Annotated in this window: 27 protein-coding genes and 1 tRNA gene; 9 read left to right on the forward strand and 19 right to left on the reverse strand. The window is 70.3% G+C overall.

The genetic code is table 11. The annotated features are described in order from the left end of the window. Nucleotides 1–4 precede the first annotated feature (4 nt). From HDA39_RS22040 to HDA39_RS22060, 5 genes are read right to left on the reverse strand one after another with little or no spacing between them, the layout of a single operon-like run. A complete protein-coding gene (locus HDA39_RS22040; protein WP_184797924.1) occupies nt 5–490 on the reverse strand; it encodes a MarR family winged helix-turn-helix transcriptional regulator in 486 nt (161 codons plus the stop codon). Between the two features lie 39 nt (nt 491–529). Beyond that, nucleotides 530–1,540: a CopD family protein gene (locus HDA39_RS22045; protein WP_184797928.1), complete on the reverse strand. Its 1,011-nt coding sequence runs from the start codon at nt 1,538–1,540 to the stop codon at nt 530–532. Beyond that, the gene (locus HDA39_RS22050) at nt 1,537–2,046 is read right to left on the reverse strand and encodes a copper resistance protein CopC (protein WP_184797930.1); all 510 of its coding nucleotides are present in this window, start codon (nt 2,044–2,046) and stop codon (nt 1,537–1,539) included. The genes HDA39_RS22045 and HDA39_RS22050 overlap by 4 nt, the downstream gene beginning before the upstream one ends. Before the next feature lie 2 nt (nt 2,047–2,048). Next, nucleotides 2,049–2,741, reverse strand: a complete 693-nt coding sequence (locus HDA39_RS22055; RefSeq protein WP_184797932.1) for a YcnI family copper-binding membrane protein — start codon at nt 2,739–2,741, stop codon at nt 2,049–2,051. Nucleotides 2,742–2,796: 55 nt separating this feature from the next. After that, the gene (locus HDA39_RS22060) at nt 2,797–3,327 is read right to left on the reverse strand and encodes a hypothetical protein (protein WP_184797934.1); all 531 of its coding nucleotides are present in this window, start codon (nt 3,325–3,327) and stop codon (nt 2,797–2,799) included. A gap of 217 nt (nt 3,328–3,544) precedes the next feature. On the opposite strand from HDA39_RS22060, the gene HDA39_RS22065 reads away from it, so the two are divergent. Both HDA39_RS22065 and HDA39_RS22070 read left to right on the forward strand, forming a co-directional pair. Further along, entirely contained in the window at nt 3,545–4,378 is an 834-nt protein-coding gene (locus tag HDA39_RS22065) for an ROK family protein (RefSeq protein ID WP_184797936.1), read from the forward strand. 175 nt (nt 4,379–4,553) lie between these two features. Then, nucleotides 4,554–5,249: a pentapeptide repeat-containing protein gene (locus HDA39_RS22070; protein ID WP_184797938.1), complete on the forward strand. Its 696-nt coding sequence runs from the start codon at nt 4,554–4,556 to the stop codon at nt 5,247–5,249. 119 nt (nt 5,250–5,368) lie between these two features. On the opposite strand, the gene HDA39_RS22075 is transcribed toward HDA39_RS22070, so the two are convergent. Continuing rightward, a complete protein-coding gene (locus HDA39_RS22075) occupies nt 5,369–6,091 on the reverse strand; it encodes a hypothetical protein (RefSeq protein ID WP_184797941.1) in 723 nt (240 codons plus the stop codon). 289 nt (nt 6,092–6,380) lie between these two features. On the opposite strand from HDA39_RS22075, the gene HDA39_RS22080 reads away from it, so the two are divergent. After that, on the forward strand, nt 6,381–7,256 hold the full coding sequence (locus tag HDA39_RS22080) for an STAS domain-containing protein (RefSeq protein ID WP_184797943.1): 876 nt from the start codon (nt 6,381–6,383) through the stop codon (nt 7,254–7,256). Nucleotides 7,257–7,844: 588 nt separating this feature from the next. Here the strand turns inward: HDA39_RS22080 and HDA39_RS22085 are convergent. The 8 genes from HDA39_RS22085 to HDA39_RS22120 all read right to left on the reverse strand — a co-directional run bounded on the left by HDA39_RS22085 (nt 7,845) and on the right by HDA39_RS22120 (nt 13,832). Continuing rightward, nucleotides 7,845–7,917 (reverse strand) — tRNA-Ala (locus tag HDA39_RS22085). 229 nt (nt 7,918–8,146) lie between these two features. Then, a complete protein-coding gene (sepX, locus tag HDA39_RS22090) occupies nt 8,147–9,007 on the reverse strand; it encodes a divisome protein SepX/GlpR (protein WP_184797945.1) in 861 nt (286 codons plus the stop codon). 98 nt (nt 9,008–9,105) lie between these two features. Further along, entirely contained in the window at nt 9,106–9,723 is a 618-nt protein-coding gene (locus HDA39_RS22095) for a GNAT family N-acetyltransferase (protein WP_184797947.1), read from the reverse strand. Next, the gene (locus tag HDA39_RS22100) at nt 9,723–10,211 is read right to left on the reverse strand and encodes a molybdenum cofactor synthesis domain-containing protein (protein ID WP_184797949.1); all 489 of its coding nucleotides are present in this window, start codon (nt 10,209–10,211) and stop codon (nt 9,723–9,725) included. Before HDA39_RS22100 ends, HDA39_RS22095 begins: the two co-directional genes overlap by 1 nt. Beyond that, nucleotides 10,208–10,732, reverse strand: coding sequence for a cyclic pyranopterin monophosphate synthase MoaC (gene moaC, locus HDA39_RS22105; protein WP_184797951.1), 525 nt, complete (start codon nt 10,730–10,732; stop codon nt 10,208–10,210). The genes HDA39_RS22100 and moaC overlap by 4 nt, the downstream gene beginning before the upstream one ends. Then, nucleotides 10,729–11,955 carry a molybdotransferase-like divisome protein Glp gene (glp, locus tag HDA39_RS22110; RefSeq protein ID WP_184797953.1) on the reverse strand — a complete coding sequence of 409 codons (1,227 nt, stop codon included), beginning with the start codon at nt 11,953–11,955 and terminating at the stop codon, nt 10,729–10,731. Before glp ends, moaC begins: the two co-directional genes overlap by 4 nt. Beyond that, nucleotides 11,952–12,434 carry a GNAT family N-acetyltransferase gene (locus HDA39_RS22115; RefSeq protein WP_238356120.1) on the reverse strand — a complete coding sequence of 161 codons (483 nt, stop codon included), beginning with the start codon at nt 12,432–12,434 and terminating at the stop codon, nt 11,952–11,954. Before HDA39_RS22115 ends, glp begins: the two co-directional genes overlap by 4 nt. 9 nt (nt 12,435–12,443) lie before the next feature. Then, nucleotides 12,444–13,832: a UTP--glucose-1-phosphate uridylyltransferase gene (locus HDA39_RS22120; RefSeq protein ID WP_184797955.1), complete on the reverse strand. Its 1,389-nt coding sequence runs from the start codon at nt 13,830–13,832 to the stop codon at nt 12,444–12,446. Nucleotides 13,833–13,898: 66 nt separating this feature from the next. Here HDA39_RS22120 and HDA39_RS22125 point away from each other — a divergent pair, with 66 nt between their 5' ends. After that, a complete protein-coding gene (locus HDA39_RS22125) occupies nt 13,899–14,450 on the forward strand; it encodes a 5-formyltetrahydrofolate cyclo-ligase (RefSeq protein ID WP_184797957.1) in 552 nt (183 codons plus the stop codon). 27 nt (nt 14,451–14,477) lie between these two features. After that, entirely contained in the window at nt 14,478–15,404 is a 927-nt protein-coding gene (locus HDA39_RS22130) for an aminoglycoside phosphotransferase/kinase family protein (protein WP_184797959.1), read from the forward strand. 3 nt (nt 15,405–15,407) lie between these two features. Here the strand turns inward: HDA39_RS22130 and HDA39_RS22135 are convergent, their stop codons facing one another. After that, nucleotides 15,408–17,939: a penicillin acylase family protein gene (locus tag HDA39_RS22135; protein ID WP_184797961.1), complete on the reverse strand. Its 2,532-nt coding sequence runs from the start codon at nt 17,937–17,939 to the stop codon at nt 15,408–15,410. A gap of 99 nt (nt 17,940–18,038) precedes the next feature. Here HDA39_RS22135 and HDA39_RS22140 point away from each other — a divergent pair, with 99 nt between their 5' ends. After that, entirely contained in the window at nt 18,039–18,500 is a 462-nt protein-coding gene (locus tag HDA39_RS22140) for a DUF1203 domain-containing protein (protein ID WP_184797963.1), read from the forward strand. On the opposite strand, the gene HDA39_RS22145 is transcribed toward HDA39_RS22140, so the two are convergent. Next, nucleotides 18,460–20,727: a hypothetical protein gene (locus HDA39_RS22145; protein WP_184797965.1), complete on the reverse strand. Its 2,268-nt coding sequence runs from the start codon at nt 20,725–20,727 to the stop codon at nt 18,460–18,462. The two genes, HDA39_RS22140 and HDA39_RS22145, sit on opposite strands and share 41 nt — an antisense overlap. Before the next feature lie 219 nt (nt 20,728–20,946). Between HDA39_RS22145 and HDA39_RS44130 the strand changes: the two genes are divergently transcribed. From HDA39_RS44130 to HDA39_RS22160, 3 genes are all read left to right on the forward strand, one after another. Beyond that, nucleotides 20,947–21,303 carry an FmdB family zinc ribbon protein gene (locus HDA39_RS44130; RefSeq protein ID WP_184806441.1) on the forward strand — a complete coding sequence of 119 codons (357 nt, stop codon included), beginning with the start codon at nt 20,947–20,949 and terminating at the stop codon, nt 21,301–21,303. 71 nt (nt 21,304–21,374) lie between these two features. Beyond that, complete coding sequence (locus tag HDA39_RS22155; protein WP_184797967.1) at nt 21,375–21,986, forward strand: SAF domain-containing protein; 612 nt, start codon at nt 21,375–21,377, stop codon at nt 21,984–21,986. Nucleotides 21,987–22,172: 186 nt separating this feature from the next. Further along, nucleotides 22,173–22,559 carry an MscL family protein gene (locus tag HDA39_RS22160; protein WP_238356121.1) on the forward strand — a complete coding sequence of 129 codons (387 nt, stop codon included), beginning with the start codon at nt 22,173–22,175 and terminating at the stop codon, nt 22,557–22,559. 713 nt (nt 22,560–23,272) lie between these two features. Here HDA39_RS22160 and HDA39_RS22165 read toward each other — a convergent pair. The 3 genes from HDA39_RS22165 to HDA39_RS22175 form a co-directional block, all read right to left on the reverse strand. Further along, complete coding sequence (locus HDA39_RS22165) at nt 23,273–23,752, reverse strand: GNAT family N-acetyltransferase (RefSeq protein ID WP_184797971.1); 480 nt, start codon at nt 23,750–23,752, stop codon at nt 23,273–23,275. A gap of 39 nt (nt 23,753–23,791) precedes the next feature. Beyond that, nucleotides 23,792–24,445 (reverse strand): alpha/beta fold hydrolase, encoded by a 654-nt coding sequence (locus tag HDA39_RS22170; protein ID WP_202893092.1) that lies wholly within the window; start codon nt 24,443–24,445, stop codon nt 23,792–23,794. A 345-nt stretch (nt 24,446–24,790) separates the two neighbouring features. Further along, a complete protein-coding gene (locus HDA39_RS22175) occupies nt 24,791–25,477 on the reverse strand; it encodes a hypothetical protein (RefSeq protein ID WP_184797973.1) in 687 nt (228 codons plus the stop codon). Nucleotides 25,478–25,818 lie beyond the last annotated feature (341 nt).

Here is a 25,818-nt window from a genome sequence, read left to right on the forward strand (position 1 = left end):
GGGGTCAGCAGTCGGCGTCGGTGCGGCACAGGTCGCGGGTCGGCAGGCCGCTCAGGACGCGCTCGAGCAGGCCGGCCAGCACGTCCTGCTCCTCGCGGGAGAGCCGGTCGAACACGTACGTCCGGACGGCGTCGACGTGGTCCGGCGCGGCCGCCTCGATCGCCGCCCGGCCGGCCGGCGTGATCCGGACCATCGAGCCGCGGGCGTCGGACGGACACTCCTCGCGGATTACCAGGCCGCGCTTCTCCATCCGGCTGACCTGGTGCGACAGGCGGCTGCGCTCCCAGCCCACGGACTTGCCGAGCTCGCGCGTCCGCAGGACGCCGTCCTCGGACGACGACAGCGGGTGCAGCAGGGCGTAGTCGGCCGGGGACAGGCCGCCGTTGGCCGTCATCCGGCCCTCCAGCGCGGCCATCAACTCCCGGTAGGAGTCGCGGTACGTCTGCCACAGCTGCGCCTCGCGCGCATCGAGCCACTGCACCTCAGCCATCGACCAAGCATACGGGTTCGTTGACAGATCACCGATCGTTCACGGCGTCCGGGACAGTGCCACGGCCAGGCCGACCGTGCCGGCCATCACCAGCAGCTCGACGGCGGCGAGGCGGTAGAACAACGCGGGCCGGTCCGCGAGCGCGGGAAGCGTCGCGCGGCGGTGCCACCAGCCGATGGCCACCAGTACGGCGAACGCCGCGGCCTTCGCGAACACCAGCGCGCCGTACCCGGTGGTGACCCACTGAGTGATCAGCCCCCAGCCGTCCTCGCGGCCGCCGAGGTGGATCTCGGCGGTGAGCAGCCCGGTCGCGCCGACCGTCACGGCACAGATCAGCGCGAGCCGGCTGAAGGTCTCGACCCCGTCCTTGGCGTAGCGAATCACCGCCCCGAGCCCCCCGATCCAAGTAGTCGCCGCAAGCACATGCACAACTAGCGACCCAGTCGCGAGGACACTCCAGGTCCCAGTCCGCTCGATCGCCCCGTGCCCGGTGAGCAACGGACCAACCAAAGCCAACGCGGTCAGCACCAAAGCAAACCTCGCCGTGGCCACCGTCCGGCACCCGCTCAGCACAACAGCCATTACGGCTGTCAGCGCCACCGCAACAGCCAATGCACGCACCTGATCAAGCTGCCCCGCCACCGCGGCATGCTCCGCCAGGTGCGACAACGGCAACCCAAGGATCACCGAAGCCGTCGCGACCAATCCACCGATGCTCGCCACCGCCCACACCCCGGCCGCCACCGCCGCGTCCTGGACAGCCCGGAGCCCTTGCTGACCAAGCTTTCCGTCCGCCTCCGGCTTCAGCAGCACGACGGCGGCCAGCACCGCACCACCACAGAAGATCGCAGCCCCATCGGCGAGCAACCGCAGTACGGGCACTGCCCACGACACCGGCAGGCTTGCGCCATGAAGTCCCGCCGGCAACGACTTCGGCGCGCCACCCGCGAGCAGCAGCGCGACCACGCAAACGACGATGCCTGAGGCAACTACTCCGGCGGCGACCGTGCCTCGTCGCGACTGCCGGGCCGTGGTGGACGAACTGGTCATGCGGCCGGACGGCGGCGTACGATGACGATGGCCAATGCGACCACCACCAGCATCACCAAGGACATCGCGACGATCGTGACGACGTTGGAGTTGCCTTCGTCAGGAGCTGCCGTCGGCGTGACCGGGCTGTTGGGGTCGTGACCGGCATGGGTCACGGTGAAGGCGCCGGCGACGGTGATCGGGTGCCCGTCGGCGGAGACGATCCGGGCGTCGACCTGGTACCGGCCGGTCTCGATCATCGCGCCGACCGGCTGGGTGACGGTGTTGTCGATCACCTGGATGTCGCCGAGGGCAACGTTCACGCCGGTCGGCGACTTCACCTGCACCTGGGCGCCGGTGCTGCCGACGGGCTCGTTGAAGGTCAGCACCACCTGCGTCGGCGGGACCGCCATCGTCGTTCCGTCGCCCGGCGTCATCGAGTCCAGCTTGGCGTGCGCCGCCGCCGTCCCGGTGGAGCCCACCAGGACGAGCAGCGACGCGGCCAGGACCGCGAGTACTTTGCGCACGACTACTTGGCCTCACCCGAGGAAGCGCCAGTACGACGTACTGCCAGACCCAGAGCGATCAGCCCCAGCAGCAGCCCCGCGCCACCCAGCGAGCGGGCGAGCACGTCCGAGCCCGACTCGTCACCGTCGTCCGTGGTGGCGGCGACCGGGGTGATCGCGGCGGCCAGCTTCAGCGACGGCGCCGGGTGCTCGGGCTTGTCGGTGTCGCTCTTGGCGACCTCCGCCCAGTTCACCACCTCGCCGTCGCTGTAGGTCTGCTCCGCCGGGAAGCTCAGCGAGTCGACGCCCTCGGGGAGCCGCCCGACCGACAGCGCGAACTCGTCGAAGTCGTTCGCCGGTACGCCGGCGCCCGTCGACGTCCAGGTGACCGTGGTGATCGCCTTGGTGAGCGTGACGTCGCCGACCTTGACCGGCGCCGGCAGCGTCGTGGTCGTCTTGACGACCTTCCAGCCGTCCTTCACCTGCGCCCCGACCGACGCGAACGGGCGATCGGCCGGCAACGAGACCACGAGCTTCGTCGTACTGGCGGTGTCGGACTCGGTCGGGACGCGGAACACCAGCTTGGCGTACCCGCCCGGCTTGGCGTCCGGGGAGGAGACGGTGACGTGGGCCGAGGCGGAGCCCGCCGCGCCGACCAGGACGAGCGCGGACGCCGCGGAGATCGCGGCGGCGCGCAGGGCAACTTTCGTGAACATGGGTGAGCCTTTCGCGGACACACGGGACCCGGTCCCGCAGGTGCGCGCGACCGGTTCAGGACGGAACGGGGAGAACCTGTCCGGCCGGCGGTCCGCGCCGCGACACGTTGGCGGTGTCTTGGCGCTGCCAGTACGACGGGCCGGCCGTTTCGGCGCGCGGCGCCCGGTGGCTCACCGGGAGTGCCACGATCGGCGCGGGCAGCGCCGGGACCAGTCGCGCGACGATGCGCCGTACGCGCGAAATCCACTGGTGGGCCCGGTCGACCAGACCGATGCCGACGAGCAGGACGACCAGGTGGGCCGTCGCCATCGTCAGCGAACCGGCGGCACCGCCGTGCATCGACGCCATGTGGTGAGCGGAGTCGAGCGAGAAGTGGACGACCAGCTGGATCGCGGCCAGCACAACCACCGCGGCCTCCTGCCGCTCCGCAAGGTGGTCACCGAGCAGCCAGCACGCCGCCGCGAGCGCGAGCAGCTGTGGCAGGACAGTGCCGGTGACGGCGCCGCCCGCGAGAGCATGGCCGATCACCGCGACCCCGACGCTCAGCGTCAGGACCGCGGACGTGGCTGTCCTCTCGGCGTGCAAAACCGGTCACACTTCCTTGCTCGGGCGGTGGGCGGTGGTGAACCGCCTCCTCCATGGTTCCACAGGCTCGCCGTCCCGGCATCGGCTGATGGTTCCGGAACCTGCCCTGGTCGGCGGGTGGTGACTCGACGACCGCCGGCAGCGTCGACCTCGGATTCGTTCTTCGTACCCACCCAATGTGCCCGGCCCGGCCGGGCGATCGGGAATGATGGGGGGCATGAGCAACGATGCAGGGGTGGCCGTGCTGGAGGTCGGCGGCAGTCACGTGACCGCCGCGGTGGTCTCGCAGGGTTCGTGGGAGGTCGGGTCGCTCCGGCGTACGCCGCTGGACTCGCAGACCTCGGCCGAGCAGATCGTCACCCAGCTGGCCGCCGCGGCCACACAGTTGCCGTTGGCAAACGGATTGGCGCTGGCGATGCCCGGACCGTTCGACTACGCCGCCGGGATCGCCTGGTACCGCGGGGTCGACAAGTTCGACTCTCTCTACGGCTTCGACCTGGGCCAGAGCCTCCGCTCCCAGCTGGACCTCGACCGCGTCGTCTTCGTGAACGACGCCGAGGCCTTCACCGTCGGCGAGTGGACCACCGGCACGCTCCAGGGCCTGGAGCGCTGCTGCGGCGTCACCATCGGCACCGGCATCGGCACGGCGTTCCTCACCAACGGCCAGGTCGTCCGCACCGGCGACACGGTCCCACCCGGCGGCGAGCTCTACCGCACCGACATCGCCGGCAAACCCCTGGAAGACTGGATCTCCTCCCGAGCCATCCTCCGCGCGTACGACGGCCCCGACGGTATCGGCGTCAAAGAAGTCGCCGAAGCCGCCCGAGCCGGCGACACCCACGCCCACCAGACCCTCGTCGAAGCCTTCACCGTCCTCGCCGAAGCCCTCACCCCCTGGCTAGCCCGCTTCGGCGCCACCCGAGCAGTCCTCGGCGGCTCCATCTCCGGTGCGTTCGACCTGGTCAGCCAGGTCTTCACCTTCGACGTAGCAGTCACCAAGGACACCGAACACTCAGCCATCATCGGCGCCGCAGTACGTGCGCTCGCCTGAGCCCACCTGTACGACAGGCGACTCCACCACCGGAGGCGCAGAGCCCAGCCTCCACCCCAACCACCAGAGACGGCCGCCCCAACACCTGCACCTCCGCTGGCCGGGGGCGACCGGCTCCCTTCCCTCTCCCCCGCCAACGGCGGCCGTTGTCCGTGGGGCCCGATACGGTGGCCGCATGAGTGGGCGGGGCAAGGCTGCACTGAAGATCGCGACACCTCGGCTTCGGGCCGATCTGGAGCGGGCGACACCTTCGGTGGACGGGATCGAGGACGAGGACCGGCTGCTCGACCTGGAGCTCGAGGACGTGGACCTGCGGGATCTGGAGGCCGAGCACCTGGAGATCGGCGGCTGCCGGCTGACGCGGTGTGATCTCGGTAGGTCCGAGCTGGAGAAGGCGATCCTGGTCGACGTCGTACTTGACCACTGCGATCTCGCCAACGCGCGCTGGTCCGACGCCTCGGCGACCCGCGTGCAGATCAACTCGTCCCGCCTGACCGGCTTCGCGGGCCCGGCGCTCAACCTCCAGCACGTGACCGTGCGCGACAGCGTGCTCGACTTCAGCTCGTTCCGGTTCGCCAAGTTCGTCCGGGCCGAGTTCACCGACTGCCGGCTGCAGAGTGCCGACTTCGTCTCGGCCGACCTGTCCGGCACGGTCTTCCGCGGCTGCGACCTGACCGGCGCCGAGTTCTCCCAGGTGAAGGCGAACGGCGCGGTCTTCGTCGACTGCACGTGGGACGGCACTCGCGGCATCGCCAACCTCGGCGGCGCGACGATCGCGAACTCCTCCCCGATCGACGCGCTCGCCGTCACCCTCGCGATGGCCTCCGCCCTCGGCATCACCCTCGGCGACCCCGACGACTTCACCGCCTAAACGCCCGGGCGCCGTACGCCGTATGCCGGGCGCCGTACGCCGGGCGCCGTACGCCGGGCGCCGTACGCCGGGCGCCTCGCGGCCGCCCGGCCGCCCGGCGCCTCGCAGACTGCCCAGACCTAGCTGGTCAGCACGATCGGCCGCCCCCAGGTGTCGTCGGCGTCGTCGGCCGTCGCCCGCAACTCCTCCGCACACTCACCAGCCGGTACGGCGACGGTGAACTCCCCCCGCTCGCCGTCGGTCCCGGTCTTCGCGAGCTCCGACCACTTCTCGCCACACCGCTTCTCGACCGTCACGCCCACCCCGGCGTACGGCACGAGTCCCTTGTCGTCCGGCGAGTAACGCAGTACGACGTACGTCGACTCCACCCCGCCGTCGTCCTGCGGCACACTCGCGATCGACTGGATGTCGGTGCCGAGCCGGATGTCCACGTCCACCGGCCGCGACTCCACGCCCTGCGGCCCCCGCCAGGTCCGCAACCCCAGCGGATCCCCGTCGTACACGTGCACCTTGGCCAGATCCGACCCGGTGAACTCCACCCCGTCGAGATGCTGACTCCCCTGCCAGCTCTCCCACATCCCGGCCTCCGGGCAGGTCGACTTCACCATCAGAAACGCCGCCGGCGTGAACACATGCCCTTTCACCAGCCCCGACGCTTCCTTCGTCACCATCAACGGCGGCTCTTCGCCGGCCCCACGCCCGGCCTCCGGCGGAGCCCCCTCGACCAGCAGCTCGCACCCTTTGCTCTCGCCGCGATCCTGCACCGCATTCCCGTGCCCCGCCGCGACCCCCGCCATCGCGAACGCCAGCACGAACAACCCCGCCGCCACGCGCTGCCTCACACCACTCACCTCCACGCGCCCACCCGACGCACCTACCCTGGCACAAGCCACCCCCAACCTGCTGCACCCACACCTCCAGGAGGTGCTGCAGCCATGCTCCGCCCCTGACCACGCGCCCCGACTCCGATGTCGACCGTCTTGCCAGTCGCCAGCGAAACGGCACTTCGCGCAGCTCCCCGTCCCAACTCCGGGGCAGCTCTGACATTTGATCAGGTGTAACGTGGCTCACACGTTGGCGCCCTCAGCGTCGGCGGACGACGCCCGGGGGTGACTCGCCGTGGATCATGGCGTGCCGGAACAGTTGATCAGCGCGGGCGGGGCCGCCCTGATGATCGCGGTGGACGACTCCACCGTGGGCATCGCGGTGGTGACCCTGACCGGCGCGGTGTCGCTGTCGGCCGTGCCGCGGATTCGCGACACGTTGATGAAGTGCATCGCCGAGCAGCCGTCGGCGATCGTCGTCGACCTGAGCCTGGCGCGACTGGAGCAGGCCTACGTCCTGAACGTCTTCAGCATGGTCGCCCGCCGCGCCGCGCTCTGGTCCGGCGTACAGCTCATCCTCGTGTCGGGCGCCGCACTCGGCGGCGGCCTGAGCCTCGCCGCACGGACCCTCGGCCGGTTCGTCCGGATCTACCCGACACTGCCCCAGGCCCGAGCAGCCGCCCGGCGTACGCCGCTCCGCCGCCTCGCGGTGATGATCCTCCCGCCGTCCGAGGCCAGCGCGCACAACGCCCGCACCTACGTCACCGACGTCTGTACGACGTGGGGCTGCACCACCCTGCTCGACGACGCCGTACAGGTCGCCAACGAACTCGTCTGCTCCGCCCTCCACCGCTCAGCCGGCGACCTGGTCCTCCGCCTCGAACTCCGCCGAGACCTCCTGACGGTCGCCGTCACCGACGACTGCCCCGACCCACCCGGAGCCACCGCCCTCCCCGGCGGTCCACCAGTGGACCCGATCCGCATCCGCATCCTCTCCGAACTGGCGAAGGCCTGCGGCTCCTCCCCCACCCGCAACGGCGACCGCATCAACTGGGCAGTCCTCCGCGACCCCAACGCCCACCCCGACGACCTCCCCCTCGGCGCCCTGCACCGCCCCCAACTCCCCCCACCAACCCGCCACACCGGCCGCAGCCACCTGGCCCCCTGGCAGCACCACCCCTAACCGTTGCTCCCAGCAACCACCGCCACGCCCTCGCGCGACCTTCCACACCGACACCCTCCGGCTAACCACACTCGCTCACCGAGAGCACCCCGGCCGCCGCTCTCAAGCGAAGCGAGCAAGAAGTTTGGGCACCAACGCCCGCCACAGTGGGGCCACCGCGCGCTAAGCGCGCACCGCGCCCACCCGCGCGGGCCCACCACATCGCCGAGCGAAGCGAAGGCCTCCCATCGCGGCGCCCCCCACCAGCGCGAAGCGAGGGCAACCCCCTAACGCCCCACCCCAGCAGCCGAGCGAAGCGAAGGCCAGAACGGACTCCGCACCAAAGCTGATGCCAGAACGCCGCACCACAACCAACCCCAGCCCCAGCAGCCGAGCGAAGCGAAGGCCGAAACGGACTCCGCACCAAAGCTGATGCACCAAAACGCCGCACAACAACCAACCCCAGCCCCAACAGCCGAGCGAAGCGAAGGCGCAAGGGGGTGCGGGTGGCGAAGCCCCCGCACCGCGGCAAGCGAAGCGCAGCCGCACAAAACGACGAGGGCGACCCGGTCCGCGCTTTCCGCGGACACGAATCGCCCATCGCACTCGTGGAGCTGAGGGGATTCGAACCCCTGGCCTTCTCATTGCGAACGAGACGCGCTACCAACTGCGCCACAGCCCCAAACCACGTCGCCGGTGTTCCTGGCGACCGCGAAACTCTAACACGGTGACGGGGTGGAGCTGAAATCGGTTCCGGGTCCGTAGCGTCCGAAGATTCGCGTTGCGTCCGAAGAAGCCGAGGCTATAGCGCACGGTCCTTCGGACGCATGCCGGTTCTTCGGACGTTGCACCGCAGGAGACGGATCTGCCCGCCGCTGGGAGGTGCGGTCAGGGGGTTCGCGAGGGCCGGATCAGTCGCCGACGGCGCGCTTGATCTCGGGCTCGACGACCGGCTTCTCGACGATCTCGTCGGGGACGATCGGCGGCGCGGTGGGCTCCGGTTCGACGATGCGCGCCGACGAGAAGACCTCGGGGCCGGACAGGTTGATCGTGCGGACCGTCCGGTCGGGGGCCTTCTCTTTCAGCACGTACGTCGGCAGCGTGACGGGCACCGGGTCCCACAGGCCTTCCGACGAGACCGGCTTCGGCTCGGGCTTGGCGGGCTCGGCGACCGGGAGCTTGACCTCGACCGTCATCTCGTTGTCCGGCGACGACGGCGGCGCGACGGCCGGTCCGCGATCGTGGCGAGCAGCGGCCTGCGCCCGGCGCTCGGCGACGAAGGCGGTCCGCTCGCGGGCCTGCCTGCGCAGCTGCACCCGGGTCAGTACGACGAAAGCGACGATCAGCCCAGCCGGGATGGACACGCTCCACCACAGCAGCATCCCGAGCCCGGCCAGTGCCGTCATCGACAGCAGCGAAAGGGTCAGGATCGACAGCACCCGCCGGCGGCGCATGGCGGCCACCCGGCGGGCTCGGTTGGGGACGTAGCGATGCGGCGGCGGTTCGGCCTGCGGAGCCAAGGCCGCAGTGACCGTCGCGCCGTGCGCCGACGTACCGGTCACGGTTGTCCCGGCCGACGTCGTCACCCCCGTCGCAGGAGCCCGTACGGCGTACCCTCCGTCGGTCCGCGACAGCACGCGCGCGGCCGACGACGAGTACGCCTCCGCCGAGCGGCGCTTGCTCGCCTCGTCGTTGCGCTTCAGCATCATCGGGACGAGGTAGGCAGCCCACGCGGCGACGATCGCCACATAGATCAGCCCTGTCGTCCCCATGCGACGACGCTAAGACCCCGGACGGGTCAGGTGGGGTACGTGGGACGGTGTGTCGCAAGAAGACTCGTGTGACTGGTGTGAACAACCACGCAGCGTAATCAGGTCAGCCGGGCCACGAGACCGGGCCCGACCTCCTCGGCGTTGAGGGCGAAGATCCGGTGGTCGCGCCACTCGCCGTCGATGTGCAGGAACCGCGGCCGCTCGCCCTCGTAGCGGAAGCCGAGCTTGTCGACCACGCGCAGGCTGGCCTTGTTCTCCGGCCGGATGGCGACCTCCAGCCGGTGCAGCCCGAGGGTGAACCAGCAGTGGTCGGCCGCCATCGCCACTGCCGTCGGGACGATCCCGCGGCCGGCGTACTGCTCGTCGACCCAGTAGCCGAGGTTCGCCCAGCGCGCCGAGCCGTAGGTGATCCCGGACACGGTCAGCTGCCCGACCAGCGGCCACTTGGCCCGGGCACCGGCGCCCGCTGCCCCGCCGTACGTGATGACGAACGGCAGCATCCGCCCGTACCGGGCCTGACGGTTCCAGTCCCGGGCCATGGCCCGAAAGGTGCGTGCACCGTCGTCCGCACCGGGCGGCTGGGTGGCGTCCCACGGCCGCAGCCAGCTGATGTTCCGCTGCCGGGCCGCACTCCACTCAGCGCCGTCACCGGCTCGCAGCGGCCGCAGCCCCACCTGTCCGTGCTGCAGCTCCACCGGCCAGTGGACGACTGCCATCAGGCGTCGTCCGTCCGCACGTGGTCACCGCCGGCGACCTGGTCGACAGCGTGCCGCAGCAGCGGCTCCAGTACGGTCAGGCCGTCCTTGACTCCGCCACGGGAGCCGGGGAGGTTCACGATCACGGTCTTGCCGGCCACACCCGCCAGGCCACGCGACAGTGCGGCAGTCGGCACGCCCTGCGCGATGCCGTAGGCCCTGATGGCCTCGGCGATGCCCGGGATCTCCTTCTCGATCACTCCGGCGGTCTGCTCAGGCGTCTCGTCAGTAGGCGAGATCCCGGTACCGCCAGTGGTCACCACCACCTGGTACGACGCCTCGACGGCAGCCAGCAGCGCCTCACCCACCGGCGCTCCGTCCGGTACGACCTGCGGCCCGTCGACGCTGAAACCCCAAGCAGTCAGTCGCTCCGCGATCAGCGGGCCGGTGGTGTCGGTGTAGATCCCCGCGGCCGCCCGGTTGGAGATGCTGACGACAAGGGCTCTCACGCGCGCTCCCAGTGACCGGTCTTGCCGCCGTCCTTGGTCTCCACCCGTACGTCGGACAGCACCGCCGCCGGGTCGAGTGCCTTCACCATGTCGATCAGCGCGAGCCCGGCGACGCAGACGGCGGTCAGCGCCTCCATCTCCACACCGGTCCGGTCGGTGGTCTTCACCACGGCCTCGATCAGTACGGCGTCGTCGGCCACCTCGAGCGCGACCTTCACACCGGTCACCGCGATCGGGTGGCACAGCGGCACCAGGTCGGGCGTCCGCTTGGCGCCCATGATCCCGGCGATCCGCGCGACCGCGAGCGCGTCGCCCTTCGGTACGCCGTCGCCGCGCAGCGCCTCGACCACCTCGGCCGAGACGTACACCTTGCCGGAGGCAACGGCTCGCCGGGCGGACTCGGTCTTGTCCGACACGTCGACCATCCGGGCCGCGCCGGTGGCGTCGACGTGCGTCAGCCCACCGGCTCCCGCGGCGGCGCCCACGTCCTCGGCGGCCAGGCGGTCCGCGTCCTGCGTCATCCGGTCTCCTCGTCCAGCAGCCAGAGCTCGACCTGCTCGCCGGCCCGGACGGCGGTGACGTCCTCGGGCACCACGATCAGGGCGTTCGAGCGGCTCAGCCCGCCGAGCAGGTGTGAGCCGTGCCCGCCGACTGTACTGGCCATCCAGCCCTCGTCGCCGGAGGTGGCCGCGGCGCGGACGAACTGGCGCCGCCCGGCCGGTGAGCCGAACCCGTCCAGGCTGATCCCCTGGACCGGGGTCCGCCGGTACGGCATCTGGCCCATCAGCTTGCGCAGCGCGGGCCGCACGAACACCTCGAACGACACGTACGCCGACACCGGGTTGCCGGGCAGCGTGAAGATCGGCACCTCGTCGTCGCCCATCACGCCGAAGCCCTGCGGCTTGCCCGGCTGCATGGCAACCTCGGGGAAGTCGATGGTGCCGAGCTTGGTCAGCACCTCCTTGACCACGTCGTACACGCCCTTGCTGACGCCCCCGGAGGTGATCACCAGGTCGGCGCGGACCAGCTGGTCCGAGAGTGTGTCCATGATCTTCTTCGGGTCGTCGTCGACGATGCCGACTCGGTAGACCACCGCACCGGCCTGCCGCGCCGCAGCGGCCAGGGTGTAGCTGTTCGAGTCGTAGATCTGTCCGTCGCCCAGCCGCGTACCGGGCTCGCGCAGCTCGGCACCTGTCGACACCACGACCACCCGGGGGCGCGGACGCACCTTCACCCGGGCCCGCCCGACAGCAGCCAGTACGGCGACCTGCCGCGGCCCCAGCACGGTGTCGGCGTCCAGCACCTTGTCCCCGGCCTTCAGGTCCTCACCGAACCGGCGTACCGACGCACCGAGCGCCGGCTGCTGAGCGATGCGGACCTGTACCGCTCCCCCGTCGGTCCACTCGACCGGTACGACGCTGTCGGCGCCGCGGGGCATCGGTGCGCCGGTCATGATCCGCACGCAGGTCCCGGTGGTCACCACGATCGGCTCGCTGCGCCCGGCCGCGATCTCGCCGACCACCGGCAGCGTGATCGGCTCGTCCTGTGACGCGCCCGCCAGGTCGGCCGCCTGTACGGCGTACCCGTCCATGGCCGAGTTGTCGAAACCCGGCAGGCTCACACCCGACACCACGTCCTCGCAGAGCACCAGCCCGAGCGCCTCCATCAGCGGCTGCTCAAAGGGAGGCAGGGCCCGAACCCTGCCGAGTACTACGTCCAGGTGCTCGTCAACGCTGCGTCTCACACAGTTGACTCTAGTCGCTCGGGATGGGCGCCCCAGACCATCCTCACGTCCGGCGCGTGCTCCTCGTTGGCACTGCCGTCCGTACGCCGTACTTCGGTGAAGCCGTGCCGGCTGTAGAAGGCCTGCGCCCGGGTGTTGGTCTGGAAGGTCCACAGCGCGAGCCCGCCCGGCCGCAGGTCCTTGGCCAGGTCGACGAGCGTGGACCCGATGCCCTGCCCGGCGACCGACGGGTCGACGTACAGCTGGTCGAGGTCGTCACCGTCCAGCGTCAGCACGGCGACGATCCGGTCGTCGTCCACCGCGACCCAGCTCTGCCCGTCCGGCAGCAGCACGTTGCCGAACCACGCCCGGACGTTGGCCTCCGTGTGGATCGCCGGCGGCAACTGCGAGCCCTCGGCATGCCGGGCCGCCCACCACACCCCGGCCGCCTCGTCGGTGTCCCACGGCTCCAGCGGCCGGATCAGCAGGTCGTCCAGCATCGGCCGGGCTCAGCCGCGGAGCTCGGTGCCGTCGGCGATCTCGAGCCGCTCGCCCTCGGGCGCGCTCACCTCGACCTCGCCGACCACGACCACGTCCTTGCCGAAGGCAACATCACCGCGGACCTCGAGCCGGTCGGCCCGGACCAGCGACGGCGGCCCGGCCGGGAACCGCGCCTCGAAGTCGGCGAGGATCTTGAAGTGGTCGCCGTCCAGGTCGACGTACGGCTCGTCGCCCTCGTGCGTCGTGGTCAGGTCGCCGGACTCGTTCAGCTCGTAGACGTCCGAGCGCAGGACCAGCAGGTCGTTGGTGGTCTTCACCGGCTTGAACCGGCTGCGGTCCACGATCACCGCCTGCGAGCCCTCGAAGGTCTCGATCGCGGTGCCCATGCCGGTCTCCAGCTGGATCACCTTCGGCGAGCCCGGGTCGGACGGGTCGACGGTCTTGCGGTTCACGATGATCGGCAGCCCGAGGACGCCGTCGTGGCCGTCCATCAGCTCGGCCAGCCGGTCCAGGTCGATCCACAGGTTGTTCGTGTTGAACGTCGTGTGCAGCTTGGTGTTCTGGAAGGAGTCCACGTCGTCGGCGTGCACCTGCGCGCTGTCGCGCAGGATCAGCCGGCCGTCGGACTTCCGGACCGCGACGTGCCCGCCCTTGCGGTCCGAGCGGGTCCGGCGGCAGACCTCCATCCCGAACGGCACGTCGTGCTCAGCCATCCAGGCGGCGATCCGGCCGTCCGGCGTGGCGCCCAGGTTGTCGGCGTTGGAGATGAACGCGTGCCGGAAGCCACGCTCGCGCAGCTTGTCGAGCATGCCGGACGCGACCAGCGCGGTGAACAGGTCGCCGTGGCCGGGCGGGCACCAGGCCAGCTCGGGGTCGGCCGGCCACTCCGCGGGGGTCAGGTCGTCGGCGAGGAGCTTGGGCTCCATGTTCTGCTGGAAGTCCAGCGGGAGCCCGTCGACCGGGAGGTCGCCGTACTCGCTGAGCACGGCCAGCGACTCCTCCTTGGTCCGGAAGGAGTTCATCAGGACCAGCGGGAGCGGTACGTCGTACTCCTTGCGGGTGGCCAGGATCTGCCGCGCGATGATGTCGAGGAAGCTCAGGCCGTCCTTGACCGGCAGCGCGGACTTCGGCCCGGTGACGCCCATCGAGGTGCCCAGGCCGCCGTTCAGCTTGATCACGACGGTCTCGGCGAGCGCCGCGCGCATCGCCTCGGCGTCGGTGTCCAGGTGCTCCAGGTGCGGCAGGTCACCCACCGGGTCGATCTCGTCCTCGCGGATCGTGCCCTGCTGACCCGCCTCGAGCAACCGGTAGTAGTGCGAGAAGACCCGGATCGCCACCTCGGCCGTACCGGCCGCCCGCATCTTCGCCTGTGCCTGCTGAAGCCCCGCCTCACTCATGACCCAACACTAGGGGACGGTGTGTGATGGGCCGATGGCGAGTGGCGTGCTTCATACAATCCAGGGGTGATCTCCACCAAGGCTGCCGTGCGGCAGTCACTTCTGGATGCCCGTCGCTCGCTCTCAGCCGGTCAGGGCGTGCTCGACGCTGCCCGGGCGACCAGACAGGTCCAGCAGGCCCGGCGGGTCGCGCTGTACGTGTCGATGGGCCCGGAGCCGCAGACCGGTGGGCTGATCGACTGGCTGCTGGCTGGTGACCACGAGGTGCTCCTGCCGATCCTGTACGCCGACAACGACCTCGGCTGGGGCCTGGCGCCTGGCGCGGCCGACCTGGTGCCGGGCCGGCTGGGCCTGTCCGAGCCACGGGTGGACCTCGGCTCCGAGGCGATCGCGACGGCGGACCTGGTGATCTGCCCGGCGCTGGCGGTCGACCGGACCGGCGTACGGCTGGGTCGTGGTGGCGGCTCGTACGACCGGGCGCTGGCCCGCGTGCCCACCGGCGTACCGGTGTGGGCGGCGGTCTACGACAACGAGATCTTCGACCACCTGCCGAGCGACCCGCACGACCGGCCGGTCCACGCGGCGCTCACACCCAGTGGCCTGATCCCGCTGACCTGAGCCCCGTCCGGCTGCTTGGATAGCCGGATGACTACGGAACGTACCGACCAAGCAGTGGCGGCCGCGGCCGCAGCTGGGCGCGAGCTCGGCCTGAGGGTGACCGACCCGACCGTCCTGTACGACGTGTTCTCGGTCGTGGTGCACCTGAAGCCGTCACCGGTCGTAGCGCGGGTCCCGAAGGTACTGCCCGCTTCCCTGCTCGAGCCGGCCGCCGCGGGCGCCCGCCAGCAGCGGGAGCTCGAGCTGGCGCAGTGGGTCTCCGACCGGGACCAGCTGGTGGTCCGGCCGAGCCCGCTGGTCCCACTGCGCTCGGTGCAGCGCGACGGCCTGTCGATGTCCTTCTGGGAGTACGTCGAGCACGACAGGTCGGCCGAGCCGGACTACGTACAGGGCCTGGTCCGCGCAGCCGAGCTCCACCAGCTGCTGGAGGACTACCCGGGCGACCTGCCCTGGCTCGCGCCGGTCACGAACGTCGTACCGGAGGGGCTCGAGCAGCTGTCGGCCGACACCCGCCTGTTCAGCGCAGCCGACGTGGACCGGGTACGCCGTGAGTGGGACGCCGTCGCGCCGGTGCTGACGACCCGCGAGGGCTGGGAGCGCGCGTTCCCCGACTCGCACGTCCAGCCGCTGCACGGCGACGCGCCGTACTACAACATCATCCCGACGGCGGACGGTGTGCTCTGGTCGGACTTCGAGGACTGCTGCTTCGGACCGCTGGAGTGGGACCTGGCCAGCGTCGGTCCGGAGTTCAGCAAGGTCTACAACGACGCCGCTGCCGAGCTGGGCCGCCCCCAGCTTGACGAGAAGGCCGTCGCCGCGATGGACCTGGCCAGGGCCTTCCAGCTGATCGTCTGCCTACCGCTGCTCCCCCAGATGCCGGACGGCATGGCTGAGACGCTCGAGCCCTTCGTGGAGGCCTGGCGCGCCATGCCGTTCGGCAACGGGCTCGTCTAGCGGCTACCGCTCGGGTTTGGTGAAGGTCAGCGTGTGCTCACGCCTGGCCTCCACCGCGCCCTTGGTGAACGCCCAGGGCAGCGTCTCGCCCTTGACCCACAGCTCGGTCTGGTCGGTGTAGTGGCCGCTGAAGGCGTGGCCGGAGACACCGGTCAGGTTGATCCAGCGCGACTTGTCGAAGTCGGACAGGTCGACGACCATCCGCATCGAGGGGGTCGAGGTCACGTCGTACCCCTCGGAGGCGTCCCAGCCGATCGCGTTGACGACCGACTCGCCGCCGCCCAGCTCGTACGGGCCGCGGTTGAAGAGCTTGTCGACCACACCGATGCCGGACTTGCCCAGCGTCTGGTTGGTCAGCGTGAGCTTGTGCAGCCGGCCCCACTGCCAGTTGCTGGGCTCGCGGGCCATCTTGGTGGTGATCTCGGCCCGGCCCTGCACCAGCGCCTCGCGCAGGATGTCGTCGCGGCTCTCCCGCTGCGGCGTCCGCAGGTCGTCCCACCAGGAGCTGTTCGGCTGGACGACCAGGTTGCGGATCACCTCGAACCAGCGCGAGCCGCCGTCCGGCCAGACCGCCTCCGGCAGCTGGTCGTGGAAGGTCAGCGCGAGCAGGTTGCGCCAGACGATGTTGAAGTACGCCGCGGGCGCGGAGTCGGCCGGCTGGGTGAAGTCCCAGCCCTTCAGCGTGTCCTGGCCCTGCTTGTCGAAGTCGTCGGAGATCCCGATCCGGAGCAGGTACGGGACCAGCATCTCGGCGTTGCGGTTCTTGGTGTCGAGCTGGATCGAGCTCATCGCGGCGACGTCCAGCTTGCCGGCCGCCTGGATCCGCTCGAGGATCTGCTGCGAGCGGTAGCCGTAGTCCCAGTCGTTGGTCAGGTCGTAGCGGTACGACTTCGGCACGACCGCCTGGTTCGCGGTGACGATGATGCCGTCGGCCGGGTCGAACTCGGTCGGCATCGCCTGGAACGGGATGAACCCGGCCCACTCGTACTTCGGGTCCCAGCCGGGGACCGGCCAGTCGCCGGTGCCGGCCCGGCGGATCGGGACCTTGCCCGGCGCCTGGTAGCCGATGTGGCCCTCGCGGTCGGCGTACACGAGGTTCTGCGACGGGACCTCGAACAGGGTGGCCGCGGTCCGGAAGGCGGACCAGCTCTGCGCCTTGTTCATGGCGAAGATCGCGTCGGCCGTCCGGCCCGGGGTGAGCGCGGTCCACTTCAGGGCGATGCCGTACGGCTCGGTGCTCTTGCCCTTGGCGGCGAGCTCACCGGCCTGCTCGGCGTCGTCGTCGACGTCGGAGATCAGCGGGCCGTGCCGGCTCTCCCGGACGATGATCCGCTCCGGCTCCTTCTGGCCGGCGACCTTGAACTCCTCGGTCCGCAGCTTCAGCGGCTCGACCTTGCCGTTGTAGAGCGCGCCGTTGCCGGTCAGGCGCTCCAGGTAGAGGTCCTGAACGTCGGGGTCGAGGTTGGTGAAGCCCCAGGAGATCGCGCTGTTGTGGCCGATCACCACACCGGGCAGACCGGAGAAGCTGAAGCCGGCCACGTCGAACGGGCACTGCGGGCTGAACTTGTTGCAGTGCAGCCCGACCTGCGTCCAGATGCCCGGCATGGTCGCGCCCAGGTGTGGGTCGTTGGCCAGCAGCGGCTTGCCGCTGGTGGTGTGCTCGCCGGAGACCACCCAGGAGTTGGAGCCGATGCCGTCACCGCGGCCGAGCAGGAGCGGCAGGCCCTTGGCGACCTTGTCCACGCTGTCGAGCGACTTGAGCAGCTCCTTGCTGAACATCGCCCGGGCCGGCGCCTCGCTGTCGACCGGCGCGGTGGTGAACTTGTTCTCCTCGTCGACGGCGCCGCTGGACAGGATCGGCTCGTTGCGGCTGTACGGGTACGCCGGGTAGAGGCTGTCGATCGTCTTGGCCGGCAATGACGCGGCCAGCTTGGTCCGGGTGATCTCCTCCTCCATGTTGCCGCCGAGGTCCCAGGCCATCGCCTTCAGCCAGGCCAGCGAGTCGGCCGCCGTCCACGGCTCGGGCCGGTAGTCGGTGCCCTTGAGCGACAGTACGGCGTACTCGAGGCTGAGCCCGGAGCCGCTGTGCTGGTCGAGGTAGGAGTTCACGCCGCGGGCGTAGTCGTCCAGGTACTGCCGGGTGGCCGGGCTGAGCAGGCCCAGCTCCTTCTCGGCGACCCGGCGCCAGCCGAGCGTCCGGACGAACTTGTCGGTCTCCAGGGCGTCCGCGCCGAACAGCTCGGCCAGCCGGCCGGACGTGACGTGCCGGCGGAAGTCCATCTCGAAGAACCGGTCCTGGGCCGCGACGTAGCCCTGGGCGGCGAACAGGTCGGCCGGCCTGTCGGCGTAGATCTGCGGGATGCCGTTGGCGTCGCGGACCACCTCGACGTCGGCGTCCAGGCCGGTCAGCTCGATCGTGCCGTCGTAGGAGGGGAAGGAGTGGCGGACGACGAAAATGCCGGTCCCGGCCACCACGAGCAGGACGGTGGCCAGCGCAATTCCGCTGATGACGAGTAACCGAAGCAGGCGACGCACGGACCCAACCGTAGAGAATGCCGCCCCGCACCCCAAATGCTGATACCGGTCCTTAACGCTGCGTACTCACACCAGCGGGTCCCCCAACGTTCCACGGTCATGTCCAGCGAACTCGAGTTCCTGCCCGTTCCGGCCACCGATCTGGACCGGATCCGATGCAACGGCCACGACGACCACGGCAACCAGCTGGTCGGCTTCGACTCCGGCGCGGGGGCGCCGCTGCGGTGCTGCCTGCGGATGTCCACCGAGGGTGAGCGGATCGCCCTGGTCGCCTACCGGCCGTCACCACTCGGCGGTCCGTACGCCGAAGTCGGCCCGGTCTTCGTCCACTTCTCCGAATGCTCCGGGTACGACGGTCCGGACTTCCCCGCCGACTTCCGCGAGCGGCGCGCCGTACTGCGTCCGTACGACGCGACCGGGCGGATGCTGGACGGCGTACTGGCCGAGCCCGGCACCGCTCCTGGCGAGCTGAAGCGGCTCTTCGACGACCCAGCCGTGGAGCTGGTCCACGTCCGCAACGTCATCGCGGGCTGCTGGAACTTCTCCGTACGCCGGGCGTAGCCGCGTCCTCCGTCGGCGCGGTCAGCGCGTAGACCGCGACCGCGCCGAGGGAGTAGCGGTGCTCGGCGAGGCCCTCGAGCTCGCCCGGCGGCCAGTCGAGGTTGGTGTCGAACACGAGCCAGCGGACGCCGTACTGGTTCCAGAGCTGGTCCAGGACACGCTTGGACGGCCGCTTGAAGGCACTGTCGTTCAGCTGCAGCAGCGGCTGGTTCCAGAACGGGCCGTTGATCGCGGCGTCGGCGTTCCGCCGGCCCTGCGCCGTCGGTGTGTAGGCCCAGCCCTCCACCAGCACCCGCCGCTCGGAGTAGGCGGCGAGCCAGAAGTTGCGGGCGTCGCAAGTCCTGTCCGCGTAGACCGGTGTGCAGTGCGAGTTGGTGGCGAGCTTGTCGCCGACAGCGGAGTGGTCGCGGATGTAGCGAGCGGCCTCGGCGCCTCCGGTCGGGACCTGCCGCCTGGTCTGCCGGCACTCCGGCCGGTCCGGACCAGCGACACAGACCTGGTCGGTGAGGGTGGTCACCATCGTCTTCGGGACGTTGACCGCGGCCGCGCCCAGGACGATCAGGATGCCCAGGCCGAGGGCGGCTGTGCGCTCCGCCGTACGGCTGAGGACCAGTGCCGCGAGTCCGGCGACCAGCAGGACGGCCGCCCAGGGCCAGATCACTTGGAAGCTGACAGCCAGCACGCCTTGGCCACTCCGCGGTCTGCGCGGAGTCAGGTAAGCCACGACCTGCGCCAGCACCATCCCGCCTGCCAGGGCGAGCAGCAGCCGCGGCCCGATCTGCCGGAGCCTGGGTCCACTCAGCAGCAGGGTCAGCCCCCAGGCCGAGGCCGCGATGGCGAACGGGAAGGCCGCCCGCAGGAAGTACAGCTGGCTGAACCCCGGATGTCGGAGCAGAGCAGCCGCGGCGATCCCCGCGAGGACGAAGCCGGCGAGGAAGACCGCGGCCGGGTCCTTCCACTTGCGCTCGCGGGCGAAGCCCAGCATCCCGAGGCCGGCCAGCGACCAGGAGACGAGGAGGGTGGCGCCCGTCGTACCGATGACCACGGCGGCTGCGGCGTGGTCGCTGTAGCGGCTCTCGAAGCCGACGCGACCGGCCATCGCGCGGAAGGCCTGGCCCGGGCCGAAGGCGATGCCGGACGAGCCGGCGCTGAACAGGACGAACTGGGCAAATCTTAACGCGGCCAGGACGGCCAGACCGAGTCCCACGGAGGTCCGGTCGAGTCTGCGCTCGGTCACCAGCCTCACGGCGATGGCCAGAGCGACTGCCACCACCAGCAGCGGCACGAAGGACGCCTTGGCCCCGGCGAGCGCTGCCAGGCCGATGACCAGCAGGAGCCAGGTGCCGCGGTGTGGATCCCGGCGGAGTAGGCAGACGATCGAGTAGACGACGGGGAACGCCAGTACTACGGCGAACGCGTGCGTGGGGCTGTACATCAGGACAGCACTCGAGTACGCCGCCTGGCTGATCAGATCGCGACCGCCCCAGCCGTAGACGTCGAAGCTGGTGACCGTCACCAGCAGCCAGGCGGCCAACGGGCCGGCCCACGACTTGCGGGCGAGCCTGGTGGCCAGGGCTGCGACGGAGAGGATCGGGACGAGGGCAGCCGTCACCGGCATCAGGCGGCGGAGCAGGACGTCCAGCTCGATCCCGGTCTGCCAGTTGGCCGCAGCCAGCTCGGCGTGGAGGAACCAGTGGTAGTCGAGCTGCTGGCCGGTGACGAAGGGGATCTGGCCGGGCAGGTGGTGCTTCAACTCGGCGGCCAGGGCCAGCTGGTACGGCATGTCGCTGTACTGGAAAGCTGCGTCCGGGAACGCGATCGGCTCGATCTGGAGACCGGCACGGGTGATCACCCACAGGCCCAGCGCCACGGCTCCGGCAACAGACCAGGCCCACCAGGTCGGCATCGGAGACCGCTTGCTGCGCCAGTACGGGCGGAGGTGCTTGAGCGCTGTGAACGCCGCGATCGTCAGGAGTGGGACGGCCAGCGGGAGGTAGGGGATGCCGATGGCCCGGCCCGGGAGATAGCTCAGGATCGACAGCGCGAACCCGAAGCCGGTCCCGAAGGCCAGATCGACCGCGAACCCGTCCTCATTCCCGCGCAGCAGTCGCCACAGCAGGACGCCGGGCAGCATGATCCCGAGGCTCAGGTAGGCGCTGTACGCCGCAATCGCGCTCCACGGCGTCCCGTACGCCGCCAGCACGACACCGGCGCCCGCCCACACCACGATCCCGGGCAGAACCGCGACTACGTCCCCCTGCCTTTTCCTGGTCCCTCCCCAGTGGTCCCACGCCTGAGGAGACGCTCGCCGAGGGCCGTCGGGTTGCACGGTGGCCGGAACCGACCGAAAACCGGTCCAGACCGCCGGAGTTGGAATACTGCGGCGCTCTGGCGCATTATTAGCAGTCGAGTAGTAGGAGTGCCAGACGGCCTGAAGGGGAAGAACGTGCCGACGTACCAGTACCAGTGCACCGACTGCGGCGAAGCGCTCGAGGTCCGGCAGAGCTTCACCGACGACGCGCTGACGGTCTGCCCGAACTGCCAGGGCACGCTGCGCAAGGTGTTCAACGCGGTGGGCGTGGTGTTCAAGGGCTCCGGCTTCTACCGCAACGACAGCCGCTCCTCGAGCACCAGCACGATCAGCGCGAAGTCGGACTCGTCGTCGTCCTCGTCGGACTCCTCGAAGTCGTCCTCGTCGTCCTCGGACTCCTCGAAGTCGGGCTCCTCCTCGTCGTCGAACTCGTCGGGCTCGTCCTCGTCCGGTGGCTCCTCGTCCGGTTCCAGCAAGACCAGCGCCGCCTGATCCCGCGCTCGTCGCGCGGGCCTGTGGACAACTGAATCGGCTTTTCCGGGGAAACTCGTACCTTCCCTGGCATGACGAACCTCTGGCACGACCTCATCCGCGCCGCCCGCTGGCACCGCCGGCTCCTCGCCGGCCTGTTCGCGGCGGCTGCCGTCTACTTCGGCCTGGCCTCCTTCTCACCGCCGGCCGCGGCGTCGACCGCGGTCCTCGCGGCAGCCCGCGACCTTCCCGGCGGCGTCACCCCGTCGGCCGGTGACCTCCGGGTGGTGCGACTACCACCGGCCTCGGTCCCCAACGGCGTCCTTCGACCGGACACCGATCTGGCCGACCGCGTCCTCGCGACCCCGGTGCGCGCCGGCGAACCACTCACCGACGCCCGATTCCTCACCCCCACAGCGGTTCCAGCCGGCCTGGTCGCCTACCCGCTCCGCCTCGACGATCCCGACATCGCCGCCCTCCTGCGCCCGGGCGACCACGTCGACCTGTACGCCGCCTCGGCCACGGCCGACCTTTCCGCCGCCCGCTTGGCGACTGAGGTCCGCGTCCTGGCACTGCCCGCGCCGAGCCGCTCGTCCGGTGGCGCTTTGGTGGTCCTCGCCACGTCTCCTTCGACCGCCGCCCGGTTGGCGCAGTCCACCACCAACTCGCGAATAGCCGTCGCTCTGACCCGGGACACCAGCTGACACGTTCACCGACCCCTTGAACGTCACTGAGCGGACATCTCCGACCACGATCCGCAGCCCTGCGGCGCGGTCCCTCGCCAGCCTCCGGACGGAGTCCTACGTTGGCCGGGTACAGATCGCCGCGGGTCCACCGGGACCCTCTCGTGGAGGCAGAAAGAGATGCTCAAGGGCTTCAAGGAATTCCTGATGCGAGGCAACGTCCTCGACCTGGCCATCGCCGTGGTCATCGGCACCGCCTTCGCCACCGTGGTGAAGACCGTCGTCGACAACCTGGTCAGCCCGCTGATCGCCTCACTCGGCGGCAGCAACGTGCAGGGGCTGGCCTGGACGGTCGTCGAGGGCAACCCGAAGTCGACCATCGACTTCGCTGCGATCATCAACGCGTTCATCGTCTTCTTCCTCACCGCGCTGGTCGTCTACTTCGTCCTCGTGGTCCCGATGAAGAAGATCCAGGACCGTCGCGCCGCCGCGGCCGCCGCCAAGGGCGAGGCCGAGCCGGAGCCGGAACCGCTGACCATGGACCAGCAACTCCTGGTCGAGATCCGCGACGCCCTCAAGGCCCGCCAGCAGTAGTCCGCCGTCGTCGGTGGCCCTGCCCGATCCCGGGCAGGGCCACCGACGAGACTCCCCCTCCCGCACACCCTCCGCGCACACCCTCCGCGCGCACCCTCCCGCACACCCTTCGCGCGCCCCCTCCCCGGACTGCGCCACCGACGAGGCCTCCCTCCCGCACGCTCCCCTCCCGCACGCTCCCCTCCCGCACGCTCCCCTCCCGCACGCTCCCCTCCCGCACGCTCCCCTCCCGCACGCTCCCCTCCCGCACGCTCCCCTCCCGGGCGCTCCCCTCCCCGCACGCCCTCTCCCGCGCTCCCCAATCCCCTGCGCTCTTTCCGGCCGCAGCGGCCCGAGCCACCGCAGACCTCCCCGGCCGCATCACCGCGGCGGCCAACCTCAACTGGTGACCGTCGGGTACCGCATCCACGTGCAGGCGACCGATTGGCCCTTGTTCCACTAGTCGACCAGGTCCGCGGCCACGTACTCGGAGCCGACCCGTCACGGGGCAAGGCGGCCGACCCCCGTTCACGGCTGACCCCCGTTCAGGGCGGCCGCCCCCGGGCAGGGCCGCCGACGAGGCTTCCTCCCTCCCGGGCTCCTCCTCCCGCGCCCTCCCCCCGGGCTCCCCCTCCCGCGCCCTCCCCCCGGGCTCCCCCTCCCCGCTCTCTCTCCGGCCGCAGCGGCCCGAGCCATCGCAGACCTCCCCGGCCGCATCACCGCGGCGGCCAACCTCAGCTGGTCGGGTATTGCATCCACGTATAGGCGACCGGCTGATCCTTGTTCCACTCGTCCGCCAGATCAGCCGCCACGTACTCGAAGCCCACCCGTCGATAGGTCCGGATCGCCACATCGTTGTCCGGACGGACCCGGAGGAACACCTCGGAGTACCCGGCCTCCAGGGCCGGCCCCAGCAACGCCTTCACGAACGCCGTCCCGATCCCCCGCCCCCGCGAGCCCGGCCGCACGATGATCCGGGCCAGCTCGATCTCGTCCTCGTCGTCGTCCAGCCACAGCTCGCCGTACCCGACGGGCTCGCCGCCCACGTAGTACAAGTAGGACCGCACATCGTCGGCAACCTTCGGCCAGCTCCCCGCGAGCTCGACCGGAAACGGGAACGCGGTCCGCCCCGACAGCAAGGAGACCTCCTGCGCCGAGGTCGCCCACCCGGCGACCACCGCAGCCTTCCCCACCTCGAACCCGCGCAGCTCCACAGCCCAAGCATCACGCGATCCGACCCGAACATCCACGCCTTATCGGCCGGCTTGTCCGCCTCCGGCAAACGCACCGAGCACCGCCACCAACCGATCCCGATGCGGCCCGAAGTCCGGCCGCGGCGGCTCGGGAGACCCCGGCAGCTCGACCGCCGACGGCATCAACCGCAGCAGCGCATCGACCGTTTTCCTTTGGTGTGAAGGGTTTTCCGGCACCGAAGGCAACACCCCGATCGGCAACCCCGGCCGCCAGGGTCCGCGGTACTCACCCAAGGACACCAGCTGCGCGTCAGTCACCCCACGCAACGTCTCCCCAGCCAGCAGTCCATCAGCAACCGCCCCCGAAGCCCCACGCTCGAGCAGCCCCGCACGAGCCCGACCACTGACCTCCGGGTCATCCCCCGTCGCCGGCCAAGCAAGCAACAACCGCCCGACCGCCTCCGGATAATCCGCCGCCAGCAGCACCGCGACAGTGCACCCGTTCGATGCCCCCACCAAGGTCACCGGCTCCGCCGCGCTGGTCAGCAACCGACCCAACTCGCCGACTTCCTGCCTCCAGTCCACCGGCCGTCGCACCCGATCCGGCGCCACAACGTCCAACCCAACCGCTTCCAGCCCCGCCACGATCCCCGGCGCATGCCAGAACATCGCGGCATCGGTCCGGTCCCACAAACCCCCGTGCACCAGGATCACAGCCACCCCGGCACGCCCCGTCAGCTACGACCCATGATGCGGAGGCACCTCACGAAGAATCCGTTCGTCGTCGTCACTCCCGCTGTCCCGCTCACCCCAGGACCGCGCGTCATCGTCCCGAGTCTGCTCAGGAAACAACGGCTCATCATCCTCGTACGGCGTACTCATACCCCCAGATTACGGGACCGCCGTAACCCCACCCACGACTACACCACTTCCTCAACTACCGCCGAGCACACCACTTCCACTGTTCCCGGCCGCAGCGGCCTCAGCCCCCGCCGACCGCCCCGGCCGCATCACCGCCGACCTGACGGGGCAAGTGCTACTTCTTGCCCGGACACCGATTCAGTCCTGCCCCGGGATCCGCGGCAGGTTCTGCTGACCACCCTCGATCTGCCCCTGCCCCTGACCCTGCCCAGGCGCGACCTGCGGGTTGGCCGCCTGCAGCAGCGGCGCGATCCCCGGCTCGCTCTGCCAGCGGTCAGCACCGAGCACCGACCACGCTGTGAGGATCGACAGCGTCGGCGTCGCCAGCCCGCCGAGCTGCAGCGGCTCGGCCTGCTGGAAGCCGAACGTCACCGTCCAGTTCGCCGGATCGGGATAGAACTCCTGCACCGAGTTGTAGTAGAAGCTCAACCACCCACGCTGCTGCAGATGCGTCATCAGCCGGTAGTTGGTCGCGATCAGCTGTACCTCCTGCAGATCGCGCCACAGCAGCTGCATGTCGCGCCGCGCCGCCGCCTTCCGGCTGGAGTTCACCGCGGCGTTCGCCGCCATCATGCCGAGCACGAAACCGGCACCACCGAAGAAGAACCCACCGCTGCTGTTGTACCGGCCGTCGCCGCCGTACAGACGGGCGTAGTGCACCGACGTCTGCAGGTACGCGACCTCACCGGGCTCCAGCACGATCCCGTACAGCGGCAGCGCCTGCGGCGCACCGCCGCCGCGCAGGAAGCGCGCCCAGTCCTGCCCCAGCTGCCACTCCTCCTGCTCACGGCGTGCGAGTTCGGCCGAGTCTTTTCTCTTGCCCACGTCCGTCCTTCCTCCGGCTGCACCCGGCATCATCCCATTTCTCCAGGGTGAACAGCGCGCACCTGTTACAGGTCTGCTGCTTTTGCCACTCGATCCGTCCCGTGACCGGATAGACGCGCCTCCGTGACACTTCTGCCACGGTCCGCGAGACCTCGGTCGACCATGATGGTGCTCCTTGCCTACCCGGAAGGACCGAGTCGTGAGTGCATCAAGGACACGGGGCCTGATCGGAGCGTCGTTAGTGGTAGCCGTCCTCGGAGTCACCGCCGCCTGCGGTGACGAGAGCGGCTCCTCGGGACCCGCCGCCCAGCCCAGCTCAACGCCCACCCCTACCCCCACCT

The organism is Kribbella italica (genome assembly GCF_014205135.1).
Lineage (GTDB): Bacteria > Actinomycetota > Actinomycetes > Propionibacteriales > Kribbellaceae > Kribbella > Kribbella italica.